The organism is Shewanella fodinae, assembly GCF_014651955.1.
GTDB lineage: Bacteria > Pseudomonadota > Gammaproteobacteria > Enterobacterales > Shewanellaceae > Shewanella > Shewanella fodinae.
In genome coordinates this window covers 23986-41834 of record NZ_BMXW01000009.1, presented here as the reverse complement: position 1 = coordinate 41834, position 17849 = coordinate 23986, and the positions used below count along the sequence as shown (strand labels likewise).

General features: G+C 48.4%; 15 protein-coding genes and 1 pseudogene. 3 read left to right on the top strand and 13 right to left on the bottom strand.

The window, feature by feature from the left end; genetic code table 11:
• Nucleotides 1-288: 288 nt before the first annotated feature.
• From IE064_RS09940 to IE064_RS09930, 3 genes are all read right to left on the bottom strand, one after another.
• The gene (locus IE064_RS09940) at nucleotides 289-2031 is read right to left on the bottom strand and encodes a tannase/feruloyl esterase family alpha/beta hydrolase (protein WP_189617680.1); all 1743 of its coding nucleotides are present in this window, start codon (nucleotides 2029-2031) and stop codon (nucleotides 289-291) included.
• Between the two features lie 106 nt (nucleotides 2032-2137).
• Complete coding sequence (locus tag IE064_RS09935; protein ID WP_189617679.1) at nucleotides 2138-3373, bottom strand: OprD family outer membrane porin; 1236 nt, start codon at nucleotides 3371-3373, stop codon at nucleotides 2138-2140.
• Between the two features lie 49 nt (nucleotides 3374-3422).
• Nucleotides 3423-3884, bottom strand: coding sequence for a hypothetical protein (locus IE064_RS09930; protein WP_189617678.1), 462 nt, complete (start codon nucleotides 3882-3884; stop codon nucleotides 3423-3425).
• 297 nt (nucleotides 3885-4181) lie between these two features.
• Here IE064_RS09930 and IE064_RS09925 point away from each other — a divergent pair, with 297 nt between their 5' ends.
• Nucleotides 4182-4910, top strand: a complete 729-nt coding sequence (locus IE064_RS09925; protein WP_189617677.1) for a FadR/GntR family transcriptional regulator — start codon at nucleotides 4182-4184, stop codon at nucleotides 4908-4910.
• A gap of 231 nt (nucleotides 4911-5141) precedes the next feature.
• Here the strand turns inward: IE064_RS09925 and IE064_RS09920 are convergent, their stop codons facing one another.
• The 7 genes and pseudogenes from IE064_RS09920 to IE064_RS09885 form a co-directional block, all read right to left on the bottom strand.
• Nucleotides 5142-5630, bottom strand: a complete 489-nt coding sequence (locus IE064_RS09920) for a GNAT family N-acetyltransferase (protein WP_207571374.1) — start codon at nucleotides 5628-5630, stop codon at nucleotides 5142-5144.
• Nucleotides 5620-6420, bottom strand: a complete 801-nt coding sequence (locus IE064_RS18135; protein WP_229799954.1) for a GFA family protein — start codon at nucleotides 6418-6420, stop codon at nucleotides 5620-5622. The genes IE064_RS09920 and IE064_RS18135 overlap by 11 nt, the downstream gene beginning before the upstream one ends.
• A 44-nt stretch (nucleotides 6421-6464) precedes the next feature.
• Nucleotides 6465-6986, bottom strand: coding sequence for an O-acetyl-ADP-ribose deacetylase (locus tag IE064_RS09905; protein WP_189617676.1), 522 nt, complete (start codon nucleotides 6984-6986; stop codon nucleotides 6465-6467).
• Nucleotides 6987-7032: 46 nt separating this feature from the next.
• A complete protein-coding gene (locus IE064_RS09900) occupies nucleotides 7033-7467 on the bottom strand; it encodes a GNAT family N-acetyltransferase (protein ID WP_189617675.1) in 435 nt (144 codons plus the stop codon).
• Between the two features lie 17 nt (nucleotides 7468-7484).
• Nucleotides 7485-7643: pseudogene (locus IE064_RS09895) on the bottom strand (VOC family protein); the annotation flags it as partial.
• A 555-nt stretch (nucleotides 7644-8198) separates the two neighbouring features.
• The gene (locus IE064_RS09890) at nucleotides 8199-10307 is read right to left on the bottom strand and encodes a M13 family metallopeptidase (protein ID WP_189617673.1); all 2109 of its coding nucleotides are present in this window, start codon (nucleotides 10305-10307) and stop codon (nucleotides 8199-8201) included.
• Nucleotides 10308-10425: 118 nt separating this feature from the next.
• Nucleotides 10426-10722, bottom strand: coding sequence for a hypothetical protein (locus IE064_RS09885; RefSeq protein ID WP_189617672.1), 297 nt, complete (start codon nucleotides 10720-10722; stop codon nucleotides 10426-10428).
• A 361-nt stretch (nucleotides 10723-11083) separates the two neighbouring features.
• Here IE064_RS09885 and IE064_RS09880 point away from each other — a divergent pair, with 361 nt between their 5' ends.
• A complete protein-coding gene (locus IE064_RS09880) occupies nucleotides 11084-13327 on the top strand; it encodes a TonB-dependent receptor (protein WP_189617671.1) in 2244 nt (747 codons plus the stop codon).
• Between the two features lie 86 nt (nucleotides 13328-13413).
• On the opposite strand, the gene IE064_RS09875 is transcribed toward IE064_RS09880, so the two are convergent.
• The 3 genes from IE064_RS09875 to hslR all read right to left on the bottom strand — a co-directional run bounded on the left by IE064_RS09875 (nucleotide 13414) and on the right by hslR (nucleotide 16650).
• Complete coding sequence (locus IE064_RS09875) at nucleotides 13414-15243, bottom strand: M14 family metallopeptidase (protein ID WP_189617670.1); 1830 nt, start codon at nucleotides 15241-15243, stop codon at nucleotides 13414-13416.
• A gap of 136 nt (nucleotides 15244-15379) precedes the next feature.
• Nucleotides 15380-16240, bottom strand: coding sequence for an Hsp33 family molecular chaperone HslO (gene hslO, locus IE064_RS09870; protein WP_189617669.1), 861 nt, complete (start codon nucleotides 16238-16240; stop codon nucleotides 15380-15382).
• Between the two features lie 14 nt (nucleotides 16241-16254).
• Nucleotides 16255-16650: a ribosome-associated heat shock protein Hsp15 gene (gene hslR, locus IE064_RS09865; protein WP_189617668.1), complete on the bottom strand. Its 396-nt coding sequence runs from the start codon at nucleotides 16648-16650 to the stop codon at nucleotides 16255-16257.
• Between the two features lie 265 nt (nucleotides 16651-16915).
• Here hslR and gspC point away from each other — a divergent pair, with 265 nt between their 5' ends.
• Entirely contained in the window at nucleotides 16916-17827 is a 912-nt protein-coding gene (gene gspC, locus IE064_RS09860; RefSeq protein WP_133040291.1) for a type II secretion system protein GspC, read from the top strand.
• Nucleotides 17828-17849 lie beyond the last annotated feature (22 nt).

The following is a 17849-nucleotide window of genomic DNA, read 5'->3' as shown; positions in this document are numbered from 1 at the left end:
TGTTGGGCAGCCACTGCAGTGAATCCCGCGGTCGGGAAGTTGTCCCAGAGTTGCCACAGCGTGGCTTTCGGAGAACAAACTTTCAAAGCAGTAATCAGGCCAAAATATATCTTACTGAATAATAACTAGAAATTTCTTACTATTGCGCTGAAGCTAGGCAGTTTTACCGATAAATAGCGGATTTAACGCTGACACTTAGTCAAGTTAACAAAAAAAGCAGCCTGAACAGATGTTCAGGCTGAAAGATGAAACGAACTTAAAAAGAACGCAAAAGGGAGCTCGGAACGGTTATTCCGGGGTACTGCAGGTAAAGCTTGCGGCGTCCTCAATACTGCCACTTCCGTTGTACTTGGCAATTTGAGGATATGGGCACAATGGTCGACTGCGTTGAGTAGACCAATCTGCTGGCAATTCCGCATTATTAGGCCGGACAAACGCATCAATCTTTTCTGGGGCCGTGCCACTTTCTACCCAGGTAACCAACTTTTCTAAGGCGTCAAAATTGTCTGTCGCAGGACCATCACCACAGTGGTTCATCCCTGGAACCAGGAATAACCGGGCGAATTTGTCTGCTTCATTGGTGTTGGCCTTTTCTAGGCCGTTATACCAGTTGATGGTGTCCTGAACCGAGAATACGGGGTCAGATGAACCATTGACCACCATGATCTTGGCACCGCGATCACGCAGTTTGCCCATATCTGTTGGGTCTGGTGGTGTCATAAAATCAATAGCCGATTCGGTGAAGTTGGCATCAGTGGCAAAGATTTTGGGTGCATCGGTATCCATACTGAAGTTTTTGACGAAGTTATAGGCATCGGATTCAGTATTGCCCAGCATGGTGGGTGGGGTGGTGAAGATATAGGCAACGGCGCCTGAGTCACGCGTCAATGCCATATTGTATTCCCAACTGAAGTAGTTGTCGGTGCCCATGCCTGCATCGTAAGGGAAACTGCTATAAATCGCTTCACCTACACTGTTGTGCGCACCATTCATGATGTTGGTTAATACGGTTTTTTGTGCCTCAGTCAAACAGGTACCATCACGGTCGCCGCTGCAAGTGGGAACATCGCGTTCAATATCAAACGCTTTTTGACATGCATCTAAAGCATTGACCATCCCATCGGCGGCACCATCTAGTGCATCGCACTGGCGTAGTACAGCTTTAGACACTACACCGAACTCTTGTTTAGTGATGGCGCCTTGGATGCTAGCCAGCACGTTGTTGGGGTCAACTGTCACCAGCGATGCGTACTGTTGGATGCCGTAAAGCTGATCGATAGCAGATTTAGGCAGATTGAAACCAGGGTCACCAACTAAGAAACCGTCATAAAGATCAGCATAGCGCGTGGCCGCAACCATGGTGTGACGGCCACCATTTGAGCAACCCCCAAAATAGGAGCGATCAGGCTGTTTCCCATAAGCGGTTTTAATCAGAGATTTCGCCATTGGTGTCAGTTGCGCCACGGCATTGTAACCATAGTCAAGACGCGCTTGCGGATCTAAACCAAACATTGGTGTTGGCGATGGGTGACCGGCATCAGAACTGATCACTGCAAAACCTTTGGTCAAGGCGCTGGAATCACTGTCGTTGGAAAACATAAATCGTCCAACAGCGGTGGCCACCGAGCCATCCAGACCACCGTTGGCCTGATAATAAAAACGACCGTTCCACGCCATGGGTAAGCGCATTTCAAAGCCAATACGGTAGGTGGTGTCACCACTGATACCTTTGCCGGTACGTTCGTTCATGTAGCCAGTAACCACACAATGTGCGGGAGCGTCATAAGATTCAGTGGCATTGTAGTTAACCGGACCGGCTTCAACAGTGTGCGCGGCGGTGATGACGGTGCTGTCGTAAACAAATTGCGTGACCAGATCTTCGCAGCTGTTCAATGCGCCGGGAGTGGCGGCCCCTAGAACGGGCAGTGCTGTTTCTGAAGTATTGTCAGAAGTATCGTTACTGTTGCAGCCCCAGATTGCTAAACATAATGGCGTTAACACAAATGGTAGTAATGTTTTAATTTTTTTCATGCGTAATTCCCCCTCTGGACCTATGTTGGGCGATCCAGATAGATTTCATTCGTCCATTGAAAGAAGGTTCCGTCCGGGAGCAGTGGACGGAACCTTGGTGGGTAGCTTAATGACCCAGTTTGAACTTGTAAGTAAGGTAGAGACGCAGATCGTTGAGGTCTTCACCGTTGTCGAAATCGACGATAGCGTATCTGACACGAGTGCTGAGTCCTTTCATCACTTTGTCTAACGCGTAAGTGACAGAGAAGTCAGTTTCAGTGAAGTCGCTGGCTTGACCATCTGGCACATCATAATCGGCATAGAACACATAGGCTTGAAGCCCTTCAACACCGGCCTGAGTAAAATCATAAGCCAATCTGGCAGCATAAACTTTTTCGTTGGCGCGGGTGCATTGGTATACCTGCTGGATTACCACTTTTTCATCGCCCCAAGGTGCAAGTAGTGCATCATCACCGGTTTTGGCATACATCAGGGAGGCGTCGAAACCTGCCAATTTAGCGCCCAGATGGAAGCCGTATTGATAGGTGTCTAATGAACCACCGGTTTGATCTCCAGTAGACTGCTGATCTAAGTAAGAAGGCGTGAAATACAACTCAGAATTACCAGCTTTGACAGACATATTGACCTTGGCATAGGTTTGGTCAAATACATCCTTCATACGGTAATGCCACAAATCTGCTTTCATCTTCATCGACTGCAGTGGCACATTGTAACTGGCACCAACAGCGATAACTGGTTCATCAGCAACATCGGCATTGACGCCTGCTCGACGCAGTTCGTTCTGCACAGCTTCTTTTACCGAAATGAAGTTGGAGTCTGACCAGCCCATGGAATCGGTGATGTAATAGGCTTGCAGTGTCAGGTTGTCAAAGCTGTTGTTGATGGCAGAGAGCCCTCGGAATGTGCGTGGAATAGCGCGAATATCATGCGGATTCATCATCGGGGTACGCAGTTCTTGAGCACCGTAGCGGAACAGAGTATTCCACCAGTTGCCTTCAATGTAGTACTCCTGCATGCGGTTGACGCTTTCATGTCCGCCGTCACTATTTGTGGCTACCAGACCATAAACGTCATCAGAGTCCCCATTGAAAACGTGATTAGCTGACGCAAATGTAGTTCCCAGTGTAATACCGTTCACTGCTGCGGTGCGGTAATTGAACAGTCCCCCCAACGAGGTATCGTGTTTCGTATTGGTGGTGCCATCATAGTCCCGGGTAAAGTCAAACATACGTAATTGTGCGTTTAACGTACCCTGAGAGAACATCTCATCAATGGTGGTGTCAGCCATTGCGGGAACAGTGATGGCAGCCAAAATCAGCGCGGAAAGATAGGTCTTTTTCATAATTTTTTCCCATTAATACCAGTCTGGTTGCCCATAACTGTCAGCGGATCTAATTTTTCACGTATTCAGCTCTAGCGTTTTCAGTAGCAACTTGGCCGTAATGGGTCATAAAACCGAGTGGGGCAGCATCATCAGGGGGGACGCAACTGGCGCCGTATTTGGCGCAAGTGGTTATAACCCTGATGATATTCCTCTGATCCGGTTTAACGGTTGCTATCGAAATTGCTATATGTTGGTTACTCTTTTTCGTGCCAGCTAAATGACTTAAGGGAGCTAAGTTGTTATTAGCGAAACGGAAAGGAGCATTAGACTCTGCGCGCAAATAGATGGGGTCTTTACGATATTTTGGATTTTGCAGCGCTGTTACCAATGTGTCTTTGATGACAACGGAGGTATCAGGTTCGTTAATATCCATACCCTGTATCTTCGCCAGATCTATGATGGGATCAGCATTGACCACTTCACGAGCGCCATATTGTTTATCTGAGGAAAAAATTAGTAATTTCTTCATCGTGGCGAACTTAAGTTATCACAGCTAATCAACATATATTAAACGTATGACATATGACCTTTAGCGTAAATCTATAGATATGAGTTCTGAAAATAGGCTCACAAATTTTAAAATTGTGAAAAATGGATCACTTTCGTTAATTAGTTAATTAGTAACTGTTTTATATTGTTGATATTAATTAGCGAATCGAGAATTAGCTTATGGCTCTAAATCATGAGATTATGCCTACTGGCAGGATACTCAGTAGCGGCAATGTCGTGCTATAATCCGCCACCTGACCAATGGGGGAGTGTTTAATTGGAAAATTTCAAGCCGCTCAAACAGATAAAAGCCTCTGATGCTGTTGCTCAACAACTACGAGCAGCGATTTTTGATGGTACTTATCGAGCCGGAGATAAGCTCCCTTCTGAACGAGAATTAATCGAGTCCTTTCAGGTTAGCCGTACCGTTGTCCGTGAGGCGATTAAGGGACTGGAAGCCAGTGGGTTGGTACAGATAAAGCAAGGTGCAACTGGCGGGGCTTTTGTTAAGTTGCTGACATTTGAGCGCCTCAGTGGCGTCTGTCGGGATCTGTTCTTTGTTGGGCGTCTATCGTTTAAAGAGATTTGTGAGGCAAGATTAATTGTTGAGCCACAAATCGCTAGAATGGCTGCATTGAATTGTGACGAAATGTATTCCAAGGCATTGTCGGATGCTGACCTTCATGAAAGTGATACCCTTGAATATCCTGAAACCGTTGTATTAAGACAAAAAGTGCATTGTTTGCTTGCTGATATGTGTGGAAATCGCTTTTTAGCGGCGATCAGTAAGTCTTTGTTACAGTTGGTTGGCGAAATTAACGAAGTATTAGATACTGATACCGATCTCATTCATCCTATTGGTTTACATAAAGAAATTGTAGATGCTGTGATTGCGAATGATCAGGATAAAGCAGAGCAAGCGATGCGAAATCATCTGACAGAATTCTTGGGAATATTGCAAAAAATTGAACAAGATTTCCGAGAAAATGAACGCACTTTAATCTAGCGCATGAATAAAAAGAGCTGTTGAATTGTTTGCGAAGAAACAATATTTGTAATGGTGTTATTAAAATTAAAACATCTGGTTATGCAGTATGAGTGGTTATTAAAGCATAATAGTATTAATTCGAAAGACAGTTTTCGCCAGTTCGCAATGAGTATTGTTTTTTAGTCATCGACAATAATTTTTAGGCGTATCTCATACAATTTTTATAGGTTGCTAATACGCCTATAAAATTCAGTTAACGATTATTTTTTCCATAAAGACGCTGTTTGGATCCAACGGATAATCAGCAAATGGCGGACATTCCCTAAAGCCAAATTTCTGGTATAACGACCGCGCAGGCGCAAAAAATGCCATACTGCCCGTTTCCAAACAGAGTCTATGCAAGCCCAAGTCACTTGCCTGTTGTTGCAAGTGTCGTAATAGCGCGGAAGCCACACCTTGACGTCTTGCGGCGGCGGTTGTGCGCATCGACTTAATCTCACCATATCTGTTTTCGATATCATGAGTATCGTGCAGCTTGAGGGCAATACTTCCGAGCAGTAGTTGCTGTTGCCAAGCGGTCCAGAACAAAATGTCTGGTTGTCGGAGTTTATCAATATCCAATGCATGCACACTTTCAGGCGGTGAGGTGGCATACATATCCTCTAGGTGGGATTGCAATAACGCAATCACTTGCGGAGAGTGTAAATCATCTAATTGAATAATAATGTTATTTGTCATTTTTTGATTGAGTCGATGAATGATTAAAATAGGTATCAGGTACCGATAGATTTTGTGCTCTGAAAAAGCTGAGTTGATCAAAATAGCCGCGCTGAGTGCGGATTTTTCCTGATTCAACCTGAAAGAAACCACAGCCTCTCAGCCCCAAAGGGTCACGCCATTCGAGAATTGCCCAATGACCAGACTCGTGTAATTGGACGATTTCACATTGCATGCTGGCGCGAGCGAATTCAGTTTCGAAAAATTGACGAATGGCGGCTACACCACATAAAGGCTCAGTCACGACTTGGTGGTTGACGGCATCGTCGTGGTATAGCGCACAAAGTCCTGTTATATCAGCCTGGTTAAAACATTTAACCCAAGTGAGAACCGTCTCTCTAGGGCTGGGAAACGCTTCTTTTTCTGAAGTAGATTCTATGCTCTTATGCGCCAGTTTATGTGCATGTTGCTCCCAGTGTTCACCGTCAAAATCGGTGACTTTTACGGCGCTTGGTTGGGTGTCCAGGCAATTAACATTGACGTCGATACCATCAGGGTTAGAACGGGGAATGTAAAAGGGTTTGATGCCACAGATCTGGCAGAAGGTGTGCTGTGCCACTTTGGTATTGAAACGGTAATTTGTCAGCACTGCTTCGCCACTGAGTAAATGAAATTTGCTGCGTGGCACAATGAGATGCAGGTATCCAGACTTACGGCAAATAGAGCAGTTACAATAGTCCGCTTCCAGTTCTGCTGGCGCTTCCACCTCAAAGGTCACTGCTTGGCAATGACAGCTTCCCCGATAAATCACTGGTTTCTCCTCGTGCTCTTTCCTGCCATTCCCCAGCGCATAAATCAGCTGGACGCGAATTTTGCTAGTGTTTGTCGCCAGATTTCTGCAATCTCATGAGTAAACAGATAAAACACAATATGTAGATGCTTAAATTGCGGCTCATTACAGGTCTGCAAGGCGATATTGGCAGCGGCGGATAACGGGTAACCGTATACCCCGCAGGCGATAGCGGGCAAGGCGACCGAATGACAGCCATGGGCCATGGCTAATTGCAGTGATGATCGATATGCCGCCGCCAGATGTTGTGCCGGAGCTGGGTCACTGTGGTAAATTGGGCCAACAGTATGAACCACATAGCGCGCGGCCAATTGGCCTGCTGTGGTAATCCGGGCTTCACCTACCGGGCAGCGTTCGCCATTGATTTTGGGGATTTTGCGACATTCAGCAAGCAACTGCGGCCCAGCGGCTCGATGTATGGCTCCGTCCACACCGCCACCGCCCAGCAAATGAGGATTCGCCGCATTCACGATGGCATCTTCTGTGGCCAGCGTAATATCACCTTCGACCAGTTGAATATGGTTCATGCTATCTCTCCTCCAAGCCCACTGGCGGAATAGTTTGCGGTTATCCTTACTTTAGCTGGTATATGTCTGGCTGCCAGATTTGCATCAGGCTCTGAGGATTAACAACTTCTGTAAAACCATATTGTGCGTATAGCGAATGGGCATCACGGGTTGCCAGCATCATCCGTCTAAGTCCTTGTAGTTCTGGATGATTAACAACGGCTTGGATTAGCATTTTACTCAATCCTAAGCCCCGATGTGGCGGCAGAATAAATACATCTGCGAGATAAGCAAAGGTCGCTTGATCAGTGATAACTCGGGCGAATCCCACTTGCTGACCGTGACCATCATAAACACCAAAACACAGTGAATTCTCCATGGCCTTGCGCAATACGGCTTCTGGGATCCCTGTGGCCCAATAACTGCCAGAAATAAACTGGTGAATGGTGGCAAAGTCCAATCTGGCGGGGTCACTACTGACTTGATAATCTGCGGCTGTCATTGAATGTTCCTGAGCGATCACTGTTCATAAAGTTCTAACGGCAGGTTATCTGGATCGCTAAAAAAGGTAAATCGCTTGCCGGTGTGTTCATCGGTGTGTATCGGTTCACAACTTATCTGCCGCGTTGCCAGCCATTTGAGTGTATGGGGCACGGATGCGACGCTAAAAGCCAAGTGCCATAATCCTGCGCTTCAGAAACGCTAGGCCGCACTGGCGCGTCAGGCAAGGGAAATAGTGCTCTAACTGTAAACCATCTGGTAACTGTAGACCCAATCGGTGAACTTCTTGGCTGTTGCACCAACGTTGATTGCTGGCGAAACAAGAAAAAAAGCGTGCTCAAAGCACGCTCACCACTATTTGGTAATTAGGAAGGGTGTCATATTAAAACTAATAACAGGTTGTAACCCTGCGTTTGGGAAGAGATAGCAAGCTTACAGTAACGGTACAAAGAGAATGCGTTGCAACGGCTTCCAGTTTTGCCAAAATCTGGTGTTTTCGCTCCCTGAGTGATTACCTCAACATCCTGTTACGCCTGATTTTCCATGACAAACAGAAATTGTTTGCCTAAGTCATCAGACCACTCAAAGACTATCACAACACAGACCAGAGTGAGGCCGCTATTTTGTAACAAATTTCTAGGCCGTCAATTGGTCTCGGATAATGGCAGACGCTATTATTTTTTTATTGTAAAAAAAGCCCGGCAAGCGCCGGGCTTGATTAATCACCGTGAGTTACCACACTTTTACGCGTTGTTCCGGTGGCAGATACAACTTATCGCCGGGTTGCACATTAAATGCGCTGTACCAAGCATCCAGATTGCGGACGGTCAGGGCGCGGTACATGCCGGGAGCATGACCATCAGTGGCGATACGCTGCCGTAACGCCTGATCGCGCATTTTGGTTGCCCATGTCTGGGCAAAACCGATAAAGAAACGTTGGTCGCCAGTAAATCCATCAATGACGGGGGCAGGTTGACCATTGAGTGAGGCATGGTAAGCATCTAGTGCAGCGGCCAGACCAGCCACGTCGGCAATGTTTTCACCTAGAGTCAGTTTGCCGTTAACGTGCAAATCTGGGAATGGATAGTAAGTATCGAACTGCGCAGCCAGCGCTTCACCCTGTTGGGCAAACCGCGCGAAATCTTCCTTCGTCCACCAGTTACGCATTGCGCCGGTGGAATCAAACGCCGCGCCGTTGTTGTCAAAACTGTGGCTGATTTCGTGACCGATCACCGCACCGATAGCACCATAGTTATAAGCAGCATCGGCTTTGGCGTCGAAAAACGGCGATTGCAGGATCCCGGCCGGGAAATTCAAGGCGTTCTGTACGGGCAGATTTACTGCGTTGACTATCTGCGGCACCATCCACCATTCGTGTTTATCTTGCGGTTTGCCAATCTTTGCCAACTGCTGCTGGTAGCGGATCTGCTCCCCGGCAATTTCATTGTGGTAGGCATTGTCAGCATTAACCTGATAGTGGCTGTAATCTGGCCAACTGTCTGGATAACCTACACCAACCACCAGAGAATCTACTTTCGCCAAGGCTTCTTTTTTGGTGGTCGGTGCCATCCATGCCAACGCTTCTACCCGCTGATGGAAGGCCTGAATAATCTGCTGCACCATATCGCTGACTTGAGCTTTGGCGGAGGCAGGGAAATACTTTTCGACATAGTCTTTGCCGACAGCATCGCCCAAGTATTCATCCAAGGCACTCAGCGCACGTTTATCGCGGCTGCGTTGCTGTGGTGTACCAGACAGCGCCGTGCCATAAAACGCAAAATGAGCATCATCGATAGCCGCTGGTAGCACATCGGTATGGGCGTTGATTTGATGGAAGACCAGCCAGTCCTTCCAGGACTCCAGTGGTTCAGAAGCCACTAGCGCTGCCAGGTGCGTGATCGCGGCGGCATGGTAAGCGGCAAAGCGCTGTTGTTGCCCCAGATGTGCCGCATTCAGAAATGCTTGCCAATCTATGCCTGGTGCTTTGCTGTCAAAATCAGCTCGACTCCAGATGGTGGATGATTTGGCGAAGTCTTCACTCTCTTCTCGGCTCACGTGTGCCGTGGCGATTTTGGTTTCTAGGGCAAAAATCCGTTCAGCTTTAGCCGCTGCATCGGCAATGCCAGCAGCATTCAGCAGGGTCTCAATGTAATGGCGATACTGCTGGCGAATATCCGCCATTTTGGGGGAGTCAGACAGGTAATATTCGCGTTCCGGCAGGCCCAGTCCACCCTGCAAAATATAGGGCAAAACTTCCCCCGGTGTTGCCAGTCCTTGGGTGACGAATACGCCAAACAGGTTTTCGGTGGCATAGTGGGTGGCGTTCAGCGGATCGACATCGGCCCGCAGATTACTGCCTAATACGGCGGCCAGTTGTTGTTTATCTTTGATGGCGGCATAGCGTGCCAGATCGGCTTGCACCGGCTGTAAACCAGCGGCATTGATGGCCGCGGTGTCGATGTAGGCTTTGTAAAAATTGGCAATGCGCGCTTCATCGCTGTTTGCTGGATGGGGCGTTTTTACCAGGTCTGCGATCAGCTCTGCCTTGTGTTTCTCGGTCGCTTCGAAAGCCACCAAAAAGGCACCAGTACTGGAACGGTCAGCTGGAATTTCAGTGGTTTTCATCCAGTTACCATTAGCATACTGATAAAAATCATCACCCGGCTTAACGGAGGTGTCCATGGCCTTGACGTTTATTCCAATATCAACAGCCGTTGTTGCTACCGGGGTTTTTGTCTCAGTCACTGCCGTTTGTGATGGCGGTGTCTTGTCATTACAGGCGGTCAATCCACCCAGCAGGACGGTACTGACCGCCACTGCAGTTATTAGTCGAGTAAACATAGGGTTCCCTTGTTAATTGTGCGGAGGGGGAAAATTCTTCAGCAGGCAGTGTACCTTGATGTGCATCGATTCTCATTAATGAGATTCAGCATAATATGTGAATTAATGTGTCTGGCCGCTATTGCAGATAAAAGCCGAGAAGCAGGGTGGCGACCAGCAGCGCAACTGCGGCAATTTTGAGCCATTTGGTTTGCTGTTGATAACGAGCGAGCACGGGATCGTGGCGTTGACTCAGGCTGCCTTCACGCAACGATAAGTGAATGGCCGCTACCACGCCACCTCGTGTCTGGCTAATGTCCCGCCATTGCTGTGGCAATTGTTGCTGCAGATATTGTTTAATCCGGTGATCGAGCCACCATTTCAATAACAGAATAAGTAGTGCCGTTGCGATCACCGCGAGCAGTATCTGGTTCATATTTTTTTATACAAGGTTAATTGGCGTTATAGCCTAACGCGCTCCAGCTCGTGAGCATAGCCACTGTAGGCAAAAATTGTCAGATAAGGATAACGGTTGCGGGTGACTCAGTCATGACCTCTGCGATAGCCATGCTTTTGTCATTATCTGCTCATGTTAACCCTATGCTGTATTTTAATTTCAATGGATGTTAAAGAGGCTTTTAAAATCTTTGTTTCTTTTAGCAAATAGTTTTTCCGTAAACAAAAAAATTTGAAATTGCAACAAACTGTTAAAATCGCGCCCGAACTCCTCAGGGGGATGTTTCAGCCATAAGAAACACCTTCAATTTATAAAATTATATGAATCAATCGGGTAATCAATGATGAGCAAACTGTCCAAGCTTTTTTTAAGTGTTAATGCGGCGTTGATCGCTAGCGGCTCGCTGGCTTATGCAGACGAACAAGCGACCAAGAGCGATGATGGTAAATTAGAGCGGATTATGGTGACGGCCCAGAAACGGGTGCAGAACGCTCAGGAAGTACCAATGTCTATCTCTGCGCTGAAAAGTGATGATTTGCAAGCCATGGGGGCCGCTGGTGATGATATTCGTTTTATGTCTTCACGCATTCCCAGTCTGAACATTGAGTCTTCATTTGGTCGTACCTTTCCCCGTTTCTATATTCGTGGCATGGGTAACACCGATTTCGATCTGAACTCTTCACAGCCGGTATCGCTGGTGGTCGATGATGTGGTACAGGAAAACGCGATTCTCAAAGGTTATCCAATTTTTGATCTAGAACGAGTGGAAGTTCTGCGTGGTCCGCAGGGGTCGTTGTTCGGCCGCAACACCACTGCGGGTATCATTAAGCTGGAAACCAAAAAACCGACGCAAGAATTCAGCGCTTATGCCAAAGCCTCTTATGGCACTTACAATACCATCAATATGGAAGGTGCTGTGGGTGGTGGTCTAACAGATACCGTTTCTGCCCGCTTGTCAGTGCTGGATCAACATCGTGATGACTGGGTCGATAACAAAGCACCCGGCTTCGAAGCTAATAATCAAGCAGAAGGTTACAACGACCGAGCTGCCCGTTTGCAGGTGTTGTGGCAACCTAACAGCGATTTTAACGCCTTGCTGAATGCCCATTACCGTAACCTAGATGGCACGCCCCGGGTGTTCCGCGCCAACATTATTAAAGCTGGCACTAATGATCTGGTGGATGGTTTTGATCGTGATACCGTGTATCAGGATGCCGCCAGCCGAGCTGAGCAGTCCGTCAAAACTCACGGCGGCAGCGCTAAACTGGAATACAACTTGGGTGACTACACGCTGACATCTATCACGGGATACGAGTCTGCGGAAGCATTCTCCCATGGTGATATCGACGGTGGTTATGGGGCTGCATATTTGCCTTACATGGGGCCCGGCTTTATTCCTTATACCTCTGAATCTGCCGATGGTCTGCCAGATCACAGCCAGTGGACACAGGAACTGCGTCTGTCCAGCAACGAACTGGGCCGCCTAGACTATCAGGTTGGGCTGTTCTATTTCGATGAATCGCTCGATATTGACAGCTTCAACTATGATGAGAATGGCCTGCAAAATGGTTACGCTTACCAGAAACAGGACACCAAGGCGTGGGCCGCGTTCGGTTCATTAGATTACGATTTGACCGACGACTTCAAGCTCACGGCTGGGGTACGTTACTCCCATGACAAGAAAGATTTCGTGGCACAGCGTTTAGTCTCTCCTGCCGGTGCTGGTGCTACGGATAAGTTGTACGCCGACCCATCCGATGGCCAGATTAGCTGGGATTTGAGCGGTATCTATAGCCTTGATAGCGACACTAATATCTACGGGCGTGTAGCCAAAGGCTTCCGCGCACCCTCAATTCAGGGGCGTTTATTGTTTGGTGATGATGTCACCGTCGCTAATTCAGAAACCATGTACAGCGGTGAGTTGGGTATCAAGTCGGATATTCTAGATAACCGCGGCCGCGTCAACTTTGATGTGTTTTACTATCAGTTGCAAGATCAGCAACTTACCGCAGTTGGCGGCGGTGTTAACTACAACCGCCTGATCAACGCCGATAAGTCTGAAGGCTACGGTTTTGAATTGGATTCCCAGTTTGCGGTAACTGAAAACCTGTTGGTGACGGCGGGTGTTAGCTACAACCACACGGAAATCAAAGACGACCAGTTGGCAATTGCTGCTTGTGGCGGCGGCTGTACGGTGACTGATCCACTGGATGCTGATGGCAATGCGCTCATCAATGGTAATTCATTACCTCAGGCTCCGCGCTGGACGGCTAACATCACCGCTAACTACAGTTACCCTCTGGCAGTGGGTGAGCTGTTTGTATTCACTGATTGGGCATATCGCTCCAAGGTTTCCTTCTTCTTGTATGAATCCAAGGAGTTTGAGAGCAAGTATTTGCTGGAAGGTGGTCTGCGTGCCGGTTACCGTTGGAGCAGCGGTGGCCACGACTATGAAGTGGCGGCTTATGGTCGCAACATCACTGACACCACACGTGTTACAGGTGCTATTGACTTCAACAATCTGACGGGCTTTGTTAACGAGCCACGTATCATTGGGGTTGAATTCAAAGCCAGCTTCTTCTGATCCTGTTAACTATCCGTTGAGAAAAGCCCTGCAGAAGCAGGGCTTTTTGTTTTTCGCAGTTTACAGAGTGCTTAGCGGCGGTGTGTTTACTGACCTCGCTCGCGGCTGCGATACACTGGGTACAGCAGATACTCTTGATCAAAATAAGGGCTACGTTCGTAGAACCAGCGTAAACGTGCTTTAGGGTCGGCCGCAAATGCTGGATCTTTTAATGCCTGCTCAAATGCTTTCTTTAGCTCCGGTTGTTGTGCCAGCATTTGCTGAGCCAGCGGCTCAATTGCGTAATCTTCAATATACTCGGTGCGGTTGGCTATGTTGTTGAAAAATCCCCATTGCAGCAGTGAATCGGGCGATTGCGGCTCCAGCAACATGACGGCGAGATCGCCCAAAGGTTGATCAGTGGGAATTTCTACGGTGCCCGCCGGTAGCGTGACTGCGGCTTTTTCCAGTTTGCTATTGGCTTGCAACCGTTGATGGCCCTCGAAGCTGCTCTGACCAAATTGAGGGTTACTGAGGCGATATTGTTGTAACGTCAGGGTGGTTGGCTGCTCCAGTGTTTCCATGCGGATGCCATGTAGGGCTAAACGCTGGATAACCTTCTGCCACTGTGGCGGAATATAATAGGCAGCCGGGCGACTTACCCGTAATCCTTCTTTCGTATCACCAAACAGTGGTAGTTGCGGATAAAGCTTGGCTTCGCCGTTCCAGTGCACCACGTTGGCACCGGAAATGGCGCTGTGTTCAACGGTGTAAGCTATTCCAAGAAAATCCCGAGTCGTTGGCTGCTGCTCTTGTTCCCACGTTAGGGTCAGCAGTTGAGGATAACGGTAGCGGTCTTTTTCAATGGCCGCCTGCAAGCGGGTGGCTTGTTCTCCAACGGTTCGCAACGTTTGTTCCAGCAACACATAAGTGCCCAGCACCCTTTGCTTGAAGGGTTTCAAACTATGGTTTTCGATAAGCACGGTTGGTAGATGCCGCGCATCACCATAACCATCTGAAAAGCGTGGGCTCGGGTGCCACAGTTTTAACCCCTTGGACAGGTCAGTATTGTCTACGGTGAACACCAGTGGCCCTGGTGTGTGGCCTGCGGCAGTGAGCGCCTGTTCTATCTGAGGTCGGTAATTCTGGGTAAACCACTGATAAATATTGGGACTCAAGCCTTCGGCGGTGTTATAGCCAAAGGTAATGTCATACTGATAATCGAGGCCATCGGTAACATGCACGTCAATATAGAGTTGCGGATCCCAATTGTTGATAGCGCGCAATATACTTTGAATTTCGAGTGTGTCTGCCTTGGCATAGTCGCGGTTAAGATTGAGATTCTGACTGTTACTGCGCCAGCCCATTTGCACCGGGCCGCGTTGGTTAACCCGATTGTATTCACCGCTGCGTTCATGACCATCGACATTTAGGATCGGCACGAACAGCAAGTTCACATGTTCCAATAATTGCCGCTTTTCGCCCTGGAAAATATCACGCAGCAGCATCATGCCAGCATCTTTACCATCTATTTCGCCACCGTGGATCCCAGCTTGTACCAGTACGGTTGGTTTATGATTGGCTTGCAGTTCCTGCGGCGTTTTGGCGCCTTCATCACTGGCAATGTACATCCAAATATCACGCCCTTGGGGACTCAAGCCTAGGCTGACTTTTTCCAGTCCACTGCTGTCGCTCATCAGTTTATCGAGCCATTGCATGGTTTCTTGGTAACTTGGGCTGCGGATGCCACCACTCTGCTCAAACGGGGTGGCCCAACGGCTGTCTCCCGTTTGCATTAATGCCTCATCTGTACCATGCCAAGGGCGCTGTGGCGGCAGGATATTATCATTGACATAAGTTGATACCGGGGCTGTTTGCGCTAGCACGGATAGTGGCAATAGTGCGACACACAAGGCAAACAGCGGGATGAAACGCATGGGGAACTCCGACGACAGGTTGAATACCGGCCTTTGATATTTCAACAATTTAGTGTGAGTTTCAAGGGCAAAGTGGACAATATTGGCTGCTTATAATAAATAAGCCAGCATTGTCGCTGGCTTATTTTTAAGAATGTTATTGCTGACGTTCTGGTGCGCTGCTGATGTTAAAAATGGCTTCCACATCGATGGCGTCAAAGCGGTAGTGGCTGTTGCAATATTCACAGTCCATTTCTACCGCGCCACGCTCGGCGATAACACTGTCGATTTCCGCTTTATCCAAGGTACAAATGGCGGTGGCACAACGTTCGCGCGAACAGCTGCAATGGAAACTGATGTCGATAGGTTCAAACAACCGCAGATCTTCTTGATGATACAACCGATGTAATATTTCCCGCGCAGGCAACTGATACAGTTCTTCGGCGCTGATAGTGGCGGTCAGTTGCTGCAAGTGCTCAAAATCTTCGCGTTGTGGTTGTTCGCTTGGTAACACTTGCAGCAGCATGCCCGCGGCATGATGACCGTCCGCGAACAGCCATATGCCGGTAGGCAACTGCTCTGATTGGGCAAAATAGTCCTCCAAACACTGCGCAACCGTGGCTTTATCCAGTGCAACTACACCTTGATAGCGTTCACCCTCTTCTGGCGTTACGGTAATTGCCATATAACCGTCAGGAAATAGCTGCTGCAACGTCGCATCGTCGGCTATTTCACCTTGCCAGCGCGCAACACCGCGCAGTTGCTGGTTGTTGGTGCCATTGATCACCGCCAGAGATACCGGCCCTTTACTTTGCAGCTGTACGCTAATATCGCCGTTGAACTTCAACGTAGCAGTTAATAAGGAGGTGGCTGCTAACAGTTCTCCCAGCAGTGTCTGGATTCTTGCTGGATACTGATGTGTTGCCAGCACCTGCTGGTAACTTTGCTGCAGTTGTACCATCTCGCCGCGAACATCGGCGTTATCAAACAGGTATCGGTGAAGTTGGTCTTGGTTCATTCGGGTTCTCACAATCAGGATTCTTTAAAACGCAGCAGTTGGCGCCGCTGTTTTTTATCCGGCTTACTGTCGGGGGCCGGATTCAGTAGTATGTTCAACCGTCTGGCTTCAGCATTTGCCTGGCGCTTACTGATGCTGTCACTGGTCTCTTCATAGAGTGTCTGAGCGATGGCCGCGCTTTGGCGCACACCAGAAATTTTTTTGATCACGATCTCTTTCTCGTCATATCCCTGACGTAATTTTATGCGGGCGCCAATTTCGGCATTTTTACTGGATTTAGCCCGTTGACCGTTATAGTGCACTTTACCACTGTTGATCATCTCTTTGGCTAGGGCTCGGGTTTTATAAAAGCGGGCAGCCCATAACCATTTATCTAGCCTGACAGCTTCGTCATTGTGGCTTTCCAGCATGGTGCCGCTCCTATTTGCAGATGGTATGGATGAGTTCACAGAGTTGCCAAAACCGACAACTTATACCTTTAACTGGCTTCAAAGAGTGGGGCGCATCACACCCTTTTTTGGCGCGAAAAGGTAGCATAATCCGGCTGTTTTAGCCAATGTCTGGCGGGTGGTACTCTTGTTGCCGTCCCTGCTCTAGGTTAGCATGGCGCAAGATTTAATTAGTAAATCAGATAATAATATAGCAACAGTGCCTGATTAAGAGGCCCGGGAAAATATGGATTCTCTGGACAAGATTATCACCAAGGTAGCGGCTATTCCGTCAAAACCGGCCAGTAATGCTGTTTTCTGGTTGTTACTGCTGTTGGTGCTGTACCTAGCAGCGCAGATCACTTGGAAGCTGATCCCGGTGGCTCCCGCTCCATTGCTGTGGCAGCCAGCAGACATCGGCCAACGTCAGCAACAGAATGTGGATTTGTCAGTGATTAAAGGACTGGCATTATTCGGTCAGGCAGACGCTAACAGCAGCGCGCCAGCAAAATCTACTGCGCCGGAGCTGATCACCGATGCTCCTAAAACCTCCTTATCTATTCTGTTAACTGGCGTGGTGGCTTCTACGGCTGAGCAGCGTGGACTGGCAGTAATTGAGTCACAGGGTAGCCAAGATACCTACAGTCCGGGCGATAAAATCAAAGGGACATCAGCTTCGCTGAAAGAGGTCTACGCTGACCGCATCATAATTACTAACGCTGGCCGCTACGAGACATTGATGCTCGACGGGCTGGAGTTCACCACCACGAATACCGCCAACCAGCAGCTACAGCAGGCGCGCACTGAAAAACCGCTGAAGGTTGATCGTCGTGATGCGGCATTGGGACGCGATATTCAGGCGTCCCGCGATCAATTGCTGGCGGACCCCGGCAAGCTCAGCGATTATCTGGCGATTTCGCCAGTGCAGCAGGAAGGGGAACTGGTGGGATACCGTATTAACCCGGGGAAAAATCCCGAGTTATTTCAAAAGGCCGGGTTTAAACCCAATGATTTGGCGAAAGCCATTAATGGCTATGATTTGACTGACATGACCCAAGCGCTTGACGTGATGGGTCAATTGCCAGATCTGACCGAGATTTCCGTTACCGTCGAACGGGATGGTCAACTGGTCGAACTTATGTTTAGTTTGCCGCAGTAACGCAGGTTTAGGGGAAGTTGAA